Annotated in this window: 7 protein-coding genes; 4 read left to right on the forward strand and 3 right to left on the reverse strand. The window is 70.5% G+C overall.

The window, feature by feature from the left end; all coding sequences use genetic code 11:
* Positions 1-2: 2 nt before the first annotated feature.
* Positions 3-938, reverse strand: coding sequence for a hydroxymethylglutaryl-CoA lyase (locus E0497_RS13730; protein ID WP_137725362.1), 936 nt, complete (start codon positions 936-938; stop codon positions 3-5).
* A complete protein-coding gene (locus tag E0497_RS13735) occupies positions 935-2,173 on the reverse strand; it encodes a CaiB/BaiF CoA transferase family protein (protein ID WP_137725363.1) in 1,239 nt (412 codons plus the stop codon). Before E0497_RS13735 ends, E0497_RS13730 begins: the two co-directional genes overlap by 4 nt.
* A 212-nt stretch (positions 2,174-2,385) precedes the next feature.
* Here E0497_RS13735 and E0497_RS13740 point away from each other — a divergent pair, with 212 nt between their 5' ends.
* The 3 genes from E0497_RS13740 to E0497_RS13750 all read left to right on the forward strand — a co-directional run bounded on the left by E0497_RS13740 (position 2,386) and on the right by E0497_RS13750 (position 6,141).
* Entirely contained in the window at positions 2,386-3,243 is an 858-nt protein-coding gene (locus tag E0497_RS13740; RefSeq protein WP_170312976.1) for an SDR family NAD(P)-dependent oxidoreductase, read from the forward strand.
* Positions 3,244-3,307: 64 nt separating this feature from the next.
* Positions 3,308-4,456 (forward strand): hypothetical protein, encoded by a 1,149-nt coding sequence (locus E0497_RS13745; RefSeq protein WP_137725365.1) that lies wholly within the window; start codon positions 3,308-3,310, stop codon positions 4,454-4,456.
* Positions 4,457-4,494: 38 nt separating this feature from the next.
* Entirely contained in the window at positions 4,495-6,141 is a 1,647-nt protein-coding gene (locus E0497_RS13750; RefSeq protein ID WP_137725366.1) for a nuclease-related domain-containing DEAD/DEAH box helicase, read from the forward strand.
* Between the two features lie 5 nt (positions 6,142-6,146).
* Here E0497_RS13750 and E0497_RS13755 read toward each other — a convergent pair whose 3' ends face one another.
* Positions 6,147-6,830, reverse strand: a complete 684-nt coding sequence (locus tag E0497_RS13755) for an SDR family NAD(P)-dependent oxidoreductase (RefSeq protein ID WP_137725371.1) — start codon at positions 6,828-6,830, stop codon at positions 6,147-6,149.
* A gap of 94 nt (positions 6,831-6,924) precedes the next feature.
* Here E0497_RS13755 and E0497_RS20835 point away from each other — a divergent pair, with 94 nt between their 5' ends.
* Entirely contained in the window at positions 6,925-7,527 is a 603-nt protein-coding gene (locus E0497_RS20835) for a PASTA domain-containing protein (RefSeq protein WP_241665874.1), read from the forward strand.
* The last annotated feature ends 142 nt before the right edge of the window (positions 7,528-7,669 follow it).

The raw sequence follows: 7,669 nt of genomic DNA on the forward strand, positions 1-7,669 counted from the left end.
GATCAGCCGGCGGGACGCACCCACGCGAAAGCGTGTGCCTGCGAACGGTTTCCCTCCGCGGTCCGGGACCGGTTCGGCTCGCCCAGTTCGTCCAGTATGGGGGCCGCGACGTCCACGAGCGCGGTGAGGGTGGCCGGTGTCAGCCAGTCCGGGCGGGTCGCGAACGCGATGTCCTCGGTGGAGGTGTTCCCGGACGCGCCCGGCGCGAACGGGCAACCGCCCAGCCCGCCGAGTGATCCGTCGACCACGTCCGCACCGGCGGCGATCGCGGCGAGCGTGTTCGCGACCCCGAGACCCCACGTGTCGTGGCCGTGGAAGACGATGCGCCGGCGCGGGGATTCGGCCTTCACCCGGGCGACCAGGGCGGCCACCTGCGCGGGCACCGCCTGCCCGAGCGTGTCGGCCAGGACGATGTCGTCGGCGCCGTCGCCGCGCGGATCGGTCGCGATCGCCAGCACCCGGTCGGCCGGGGTCTCGCCCTCGAACGGGCACGTGAACGCGGTGGCGATGCACAACTGGATGCGTCCGCCCACGGCCCGGGTGAGTTCGATCGCCGCCGGCATCGCCGCGAGACTGTCGTCGACGCTGCGGCCGATGTTGGCCCGGTTGTGGGATTCCGAGGCGGAGAAGCAGTACTGGAAGTTGCGGGCACCGGCGGCCGCGGCCTTCTCGACGTGCCGTGGGGTGGCCACCCACACCCAGCAGCGGGCGAGTTCGTCGGTGGTCAGTGCGGCGATCAGCTCGAGGGTGTTCGCCATGGGCGGCACCAGGTCCGGCCGGGCCATCGACCCGATCTCGAGTTCGGGAACCCCGAGTGCCAGCAGGGCGCGGGCGATCTCGACCTTGCGTGCGGTCGGCAGCAGCTTGCCGGTCAACTGCAGGCCGTCGCGCAGCGTGACGTCCCGCAGGATCGGCTGGGGCGTGATCGAATACGTCACGGCTCCTCCGTCTCGGCGACGATGCGGTCGATCTCGGTGTCGGACAGGCCGAGGACCTGCGCGAGCACCTCACGGGTGTGCTCGCCCAGATCGGGTCCGACGTGGTCGATCGGCAGCGACGTCTCGCCGATCACCGGGACGATGCCCGGAAAACCCACCGGTTGAGGGGTGGTGCCCCCGATGTCCACCGGGAACGTCTGGATCATGTTGCGAGCGTTGTACTGTGCGTCGTCGACGATGTCGGCGGCGGTGTAGATCGGCCCGGACGGCACCCCGGCGGTGTCGAGGATCGCCAGCGCGTCGTCGCGCGTCCGGCGGGACGTCCACGCGCCGATCGCGGCGTCGAGTTCGTCGCGGCGCGCCCAGCGTCCGGCATTGGTCGTCAGGTCCGGGTCGGCGGCGAGGTCGGGGCGTTCGATGGTTTCCATGTAGCGCTGGAAGATCGCGTCCCCGTTGCCGGCGATGATGATGCTGGTGCCGTCGGCGCACGGGTACGCGTTCGACGGGGCGATGCCCTCCATGCGTCCACCGACCCGCTCCCGTTGCACGCCGTACGCGAGATAGTCGGGGACCAGCGACTCCATCATCGACATGATCGACTCGTTGAGGGCGACGTCGATGATGCGCTGCGACAACGGAAGTGGCGTACCAGCCCGTGCTGTGCGTTGGTAGAGCGCCATGACCGCGCCGAACGCGGCGTACAGGCCGGCGATGGAATCGCCGATCGACACCCCCACCCGCACCGGTGGCCGGTCCGGGTCGCCGACGAGTTCCCGGAAACCGCCGACGGCCTCGGCGACCGCCGCGAAACCGGGTCGCTGCGACAGCGGGCCGGTCTGCCCGAACGCCGAGATCCGGGTGATCACCAACTCCGGGTTGACGGCGCTGAGCTGTTCGGGGCCGATGCCCCACTTCTCGAGGGTGCCGGGCCGGAAGTTCTCCAGCACGATGTCGCATTCGGCGGCCAGGTCGAGCACCAGCTGCCGGCCCCGCTCCGACCGCAGGTCCAGCACGATCGACTTCTTGTTCCGGTTGATCGTCCGGAACAGCATCGACGTGCTGCCCGCGTACAGCCGCCAGTTCCGGATCTCGTCACCGGTCCGCGGCCGCTCCACCTTGATCACCTCGGCGCCGAAGTCGGCGAGCATCCGGCCCGCGGTGGGGGCGGCGATGTAGTTGCCGAGCTCGAGTACCCGCACACCGTGCAGCGGGCGGTCCGGGGTGTCCTGCGTCATGGCTCGATTCAATCAGTTCAGGTGCCGCAGGGGTTGTCCTGTGGTCGCAGGGGTTGTCGATAGGGAGAACCCCTGCGGCAGTCGCAGTGGGCCTGCGGCTCCGCCTCCCGTCCACCGGGAACGGTGGTGTGCCGGAGCCGGACGGTGCGGTGTGGTAAATGAGACGTGGGCCACAGTCGGTGGTCGTTCGGTGAACGGAGGTCGTGGTGGGGTTGAGTTCGGATCGGATCGTGGTGGTCACCGGCGCGAGCCGCGGGGCGGGCAAGGGGATCGCGCTGGCACTCGGGGCGACGGGCGCGACGGTGTACGTCACCGGGCGCACGGCCACCGAGGGGGATGCGCCGCTGCCGGGGACGGTGTTCGCGACGGCCGAGGAGATCACCGCCCGCGGCGGCACCGGTATCCCCGTCGTCCTCGACCACAGCGACGACGCCCAGGTGGAGGCGCTGTTCGCGCGGATCCGGGAGGAGCACGGCCGCCTCGACATCCTCGTCAACAATGCGCTGGCGGTGCCGGACGCCCTGACCATGAAGGGCCCGTTCTGGGAGAAGCCGCTGGCGTTGACCGACCTGTTCGACGTCGGGATGCGGTCGAGTTACGTGTCCAGCTACTACGCCGCGCCGCTGCTCGCCGCGAACGGTGAGGGCCTGGTGGTGAACACGTCGTCGTTCGGTGGCACCTGCTACATGCACGGTCCCGCGTACGGCGCGGGCAAGGCCGCAGTCGACAAGATGGCGCACGACATGGCGGTCGACTTCCGCCCGTTCAATGTCGCGGTCGTCTCGCTGTGGATGGGGCTGTTGCTCACCGAGCGCACGAAGGCCGGGTTCGACGCCAACCCGGGTGCCTACGACGGCCTGGCCGCCACCGCGGAGTCGGCGGAGTTCCCGGGCCGGGTCATCGATGCCCTCGCGAAGGACCCCGACCTGATGAAGCGCAGCGGACGCGTCCTGGTCGGCGCCGAGGTGGCGCTCGAACTCGGCGTCACCGATCTCGAGGGGAAGCAGCCGCCGTCGCACCGGCCGTTCCTGGGGGATCCGCCGGTGTACAGCGACGCCGTCATCGACTGAGGCCGCGGCGGTCGCCGCCGGTTTCTGGGACAGTGGTGGGCAGACGGCTCCCCGAGGAGGCAGCATGCCCGCATCCGAACGGATCGACGGCGACATCCGCCGCTGGTGTGACGGCGCACGCCTCGACGGCCGGCACGCGCCGCTGTCGGATGCCGCGGCCGTCCTGGTCGCGGCCGGTCGGGTCGACGCCGACATCCGGCGGATCCTCGCGGCCCGGCGCCTCGCCGGACGGGGTCTGCCGTCGATCGGCGGGTTCGGGGAGCTGCGGCTCCTCGCCGACGAACATCAGCGTCTGCTGGGGCGGGTCGCGTCGCTGCGGCCCGGTCCGAAGCAGCTGACCTACCGGTATCGGGCGGCCGAGGTGGGGAAACGGATCGACGGGCTGCGGACGGCGCTGACGATGTCGACCGTGCACTACGCATCCGGGGTGCGGGCCATCCGCCGGGAACGCCGCGACGGCCTGCACCTCGATCCGGAGCAGCGGGGCGCCCTGTTCGATGCCCTGGCCCGCACCCCGGCGCCGCTGCCGGTGGCCCGCCGGCAACTGCACGAGATGCACAACGCGATGGTCGAGGCCACCGCCGAGCGGATGGTGCGGGGCTCCGACGGCACCCGCGCGTCGGACGTCGGACGCCGGGCCGCGGCCGCCCTGGAACGGACGACGGTGCCGGACGACGACCGGTTCACCGACCGCTTCGACACCCTGCTGTTCCTGACCGGCCTGCTGTGCGACCGGATCGAGGGATCGGCGGCATGGCATTCGGAACATTTCGCGCTGCAGCGCGCCCAACTGGATCTGGCCGACGAGGTCACCCAGATCGCCGTCGACGCCGTCGCCCTGTCCGGGATCGTCGCCGAACTCGACACCGCGGCCGCATCCACCCCGGAAGCCCGCGACCACGTCACCTCCCGGCGGACGGCGATCGAACCGGTGTGGGATCAACTCGTCGACCGGGTCGCCGCACTCGCCCGGATCGGGGACCTGCTGTCGCAGGCCGAAACCCAGCTGCGGGCCGCCGCATCCATGCGGTGGGCCACCAGCCTCGACACCCGCATCGACGACCTCATCGCCCGCTCCGGCAACCGGGAACTGTCCGCCGCCAACACCCGGCAGGTCGGCGACCAACTCGACGAGATCGAAACACTCCTCGGCACCTTCCGGACCGCCCTCGGCGGGGACATCGCGGCACTCACCGCACGCCGGGAACGGTAGGGGTCGGGCCGGTTGTCCGGTCGTGCCATGCTGTCCGCATGCCGTTGCGAATCCCGGAGGTCCCGGCCCTGCAGAACGCATCCGAGAGGCGGGTGTGGGAGGCGCTGCTGATGCAGCTCGGGGACGGTGATCTGGTGGTGGCCGGGAAAAGGGTCACCGATCATCTCAAGGACCACGAGATCGACTTTCTCGTGGCGACCGAGCAGGGCATCGTGTGCCTCGAGGTGAAGGGCGGCGAGATCTGGCACGACGGCACCGACTGGTACCAGGATCGTCGGCGCGGTCCGACGGTGATCGATCCGGTGCGTCAGGTGCGGGAATCCTGTTACGCACTGCGGAGTTTCGTGGAGAGCGCGCCGTCGTGGACGCACGGCCGGGTGCACTGGGACCACATGGTGGTGTTCCCCAACGCGGAGATCTCGCAGGACTTCGCGATCGCCGACTGCCCGCGCTGGAAGATCGTGGACCGCACCGAACTCGACCAGTTGGTGTACCGGATCGCGAAGGTGTTGATCGGCAACCAGCAGGGTCGGTCCGCGCTCGGCGGTGACGGTATCGACGGTCTCGCCGACGTGCTGTCCGGCCGCGGGCTGCCGCAGCGGGACGTGGTCGCACGGGCGATGGCGAACGAGGACGCCGCCGACGCGCTCACCGCACAGCAGGCCGTCGTCCTCGACGCGATCCGGCTGCTGCACCGCGTCGAGGTCCGCGGCGGCGCCGGCAGCGGTAAGACGTATCTGGCGACGGAGCAGGCGCGGCGTCTCGCCAAATCCGGGAAGCGTGTTGCGCTGATCTGCTATTCGCACGGGCTGGCGTCGTATCTGCAGCGGCTCACCGCGGGCTGGCCGCGTAAGTACCGGCCCGCCTACGTCGGCGAGTTCCACGCCCTCGGACAGTTGTGGGGTGCACCGGACGGCCCCGACGAATCCATCCGCACCGCCGACACCGTCCGCTTCTGGGAACAGGACCTGCCGCAGCGGATGGCGTCGCTCGCAGCGGATCTGCCGCCGGCGCAGCGGTTCGACGCGGTCGTCGTCGACGAGGCCCAGGATTTCGCGGACGCCTGGTGGGAGCCACTGCTGGCGTCGCTCACCGACGAGGACGACGGCGGCATCTTCGTGTTCAGCGACGAGGGGCAGCGGGTGTTCGACCGGCAGGGGGTGCCGCCGGTCCAGCTGGTGCCGCTGGTCCTCGACCAGAACCTGCGCAATACCCGGCAGATCGCGGGCTCGTTCAGGCCGCTCGTCGGGCAGCGGATGAAACTGCTCGGCGGCGACGGCCCCGACGTCCGGTTCGTGCCCTGCACCTCCGGGGACGCGCTCGGTGTCGCCGACGACCAGGTCGACGCCCTCCTCGACGAGGGTTGGCGGCCCGAGGATCTGGCGCTGCTCTCCACCGGCAGCCGGCACCCCGAGCAGGTGTCGCGGCAGCGCGGCGGCAACGAGGAGTACTGGCAGAGTTTCTGGGACACCGATCAGGTGTTCTACGGGCACGTCCTCGGCTTCAAGGGACTCGAACGGCGGGCCGTGGTACTCGCCGTGAACGAGACTGTGCTGCAGGAGCGTTCACGTGAACGGCTGTACGTCGGACTGTCTCGGGCGCGGGATCAACTGGTGGTGTGCGGCGACCCGGACCTGATCCGGGAGGCCGGCGGCGACGAGCTGGCTGTGCGTCTGGGGATCTGAGCCGGTCAGAGCCCCAACGGGATTGCGGCGCCGCTGATCGCGATCGCGTCGCCGGAGATCAGGAACGCGATCACCTTTGCGATGTCGACCGGGTCGACCCAGCCGGCGCGGGTGGAGTCCGGCATCGCGGCGCGGTTGGCGGGGGTGTCGATCACGCCGGGCAGCAGCGCGTTCGACCGGATGTGGTCCTTTTTGTATTCGACGGCGATCGACTCGGCCAGCGCCAGGACCGCGGCCTTGGCGGTGCTGTAGGCGACCCCGCCGGGGAACGGTTTCACGGCCGCCCCCGACGATGTCGACACGATCGCCCCGCCGCCGTGCGCGACGAGATGCGGAAGAACTGCTCGCAGCATCGTGTACGTGGTGCGCACGTTCAGATCGAGTTGCCGATCCAGGATGTCCGGGTCGGCCTCGTGGGTGCGTGGCCCCGACGCGAAACCGCCGACGAGGTTCACCAGCGCTGTCAACGGGGCGCCCTCATCGTTCGCGGCCACCGCGACGACGTCGGCCACCTGCGCGGGATCGCCGACGTCGCAGCGCACCTGCTCGAGCCGCGGGTGCTCGGGGAGAGCGCCGGACGGCGACCGGGCCGGCACCACCACCCGCCACCCCACGTCCAGCAGATGCGTCGTGACAGGGACGCCGAGGCCGCCTGTGCCTCCGGTGACGACAACGGTTCCGAGTGACATCACGATCCTTCCCGAGTCCGGCAGGTTCGCAGTCGACACTAACGCCGGCCGCGGCCCCCGCGCGCGAGTTGACGCCCCGCGCGCGCAATCGTGCGTGCAGGAGACGAAGTCGCGCGCGGGAATTGTCGGACGGGTCCTGTACAACTTCGTCCGGGAACAACGCGCCACCGAGACCGGTGGCCGGAACGAGGGGGAATTCTCGATGACGATGCGGAAGCACAAGAAGGTCACGCGGTCGGCGGCACTGGTGGGAACCTGTCTGGCGGCCGTCGTGCTCGTCGGCTGTGGCTCGACGGAGGACCAGGCGCCCACCGCGACGGCGACGGCGCAGGCCACGACGACCACATCCGCACGGTCGACGACGAGCGCCGCGGTGGCACCGGCGACGTCGCCGGTGGCAGTGCCCGGCCCGGCCGGGGGAGTGGTCGCACCTGCCTCGTCGGCATCGGCGACTGCGGCGCCGGTTCTGGTGGCCATGCCGAACGTGATGTGCATGAACCTGCAGGCCGCGCAGGATCTGATCCAGGAGCAGGGGGTGTTCTTCTCCCGCAGCAAGGATGCGACGGGGCAGGGGCGTCGCCAGGTGCTCGATGCGAACTGGGTGGTCGTCGGTCAGACGCCGACCGCGGGCGAACTCATCGGTGAGGGCGATGCGGTGCTGTCGGTCGTGAAGATCGGCGAGTCGACTCTGTGCTGAGCCGACGCCTTGGCCGCAACTAGTGGTCGTCGGCGTTAGTTCGTCGGGGGTCAGGCGGCCTCCCCGAGTTCCGGAGCAGGCGCGTCCGGTTCGTGGCGCCGGAGCCGCGCCAAGTAGTCGTTGAGATCCGCGCGGGTGTACC

The sequence above is a fragment of the Prescottella subtropica genome, assembly GCF_005434945.1.
GTDB classification, from domain to species: domain Bacteria; phylum Actinomycetota; class Actinomycetes; order Mycobacteriales; family Mycobacteriaceae; genus Prescottella; species Prescottella subtropica.